Source organism: Acidovorax delafieldii 2AN (assembly GCF_000175235.1).
In the GTDB taxonomy this organism is placed as follows: domain Bacteria; phylum Pseudomonadota; class Gammaproteobacteria; order Burkholderiales; family Burkholderiaceae_C; genus Acidovorax; species Acidovorax delafieldii_B.
Genome location: NZ_ACQT01000535.1, coordinates 1 through 1,108 on the forward strand (window position 1 = coordinate 1; position 1,108 = coordinate 1,108).

The 1,108-nt window shown below is 69.1% G+C and carries 1 pseudogene; it reads right to left on the bottom strand.

Annotated features, from left to right (window positions below):
- Positions 1-1,108: pseudogene (locus ACDELDRAFT_RS22855) on the bottom strand (PepSY-associated TM helix domain-containing protein); the annotation flags it as partial.

Consider the following 1,108-nt stretch of genomic DNA (forward strand, 5'->3'; position numbering starts at 1 on the left):
GATTGGGCTGGGCCGCCGCCGCAGGGCTTGCGGCCTGCGCGCCACGGCGCAGCCACAGGTACAGGCCGCTGCCCAGCACCGCGATGGTGGCGATGTCCAGCAGGCCCAGAGCACCTTCATCGGTAGGCCGCCATAGTCGCCAAAGTGCAGGGGCTGGGAGATGAGCAGCGCCGTCAGGTACCACGGCAACCGCGGCGTGGCCGTGACGGCAGCGGTGCGCGCGTCCACCAGCACGGGCTGCAGCAGGCGCGAGGTGAGGGGCTCGTTGCCGCGCAGGAAGAACGTGTTGTGGTGCGGGCTGGAAAAGGCCGTGCCCGGAAAGGCGATGAACGACAGCCGCGTGCCCGATGCCTGCGCCAGCGCCGCCGTGAGCGCCTGCTGCAGCGGGCCGCGCTCGGCCACCGGCACGGTGGGCTGGCCCTGGTAGGGCAACAGCAGGGCCGAGAGCTGGTCGTGCTGCCAGTATTGGATGACCAGATCGGCCCAGGTGTTGACCATGCCCGTGGCGCCCACCACCAGCGCCCACACCAGGGTGACGATGCCCAGCAGGTTGTGCAGGTCCAGCCATTTCACGCGGGGCGATCGTTCGCGGCGCACTTCGCCGAAGCGCAGCTTGCGCATGAAGGGCGCATACAGCGCCACGCCGGTGGCGATGGCCACCAGCAGCAGCAAACCCATGAAGCCCAGAAACAGCTTGCCCGGCAGGCCCGCGAACAGATCGACATGCAGGCGGAGCATCACGTACATGAAGCCCTCGTCCACGGGCCGTTGCGACAGGATGGCGCCCGTGCGGGCGTCCACGGCGATCGACTTGAAGTCTTCGGTGGGGGCGGGCGTGGGGGTGAGGGTCACGAACCACAGCGCGTCGTCGTCCTCGGGCTGCGATGCAAACTGCACCACGCGGTCGGGATGCAGCGCCTGCGCGGCGGCCAGCACCGTGTCGAGGCTGGCGCGCGGCGTGCTGGCAGGCATGGCAGGCGCCTCGACTTCGGTGCCCAGCAGGTGCCCGATTTCATGGTGAAAGATCAGCGGCAGGCCCGTGAGGCACAGCAGCAGCATGAACACGGTGCACACCAGGCTGGACCATTTGTGGACCCAGGACCAGCGG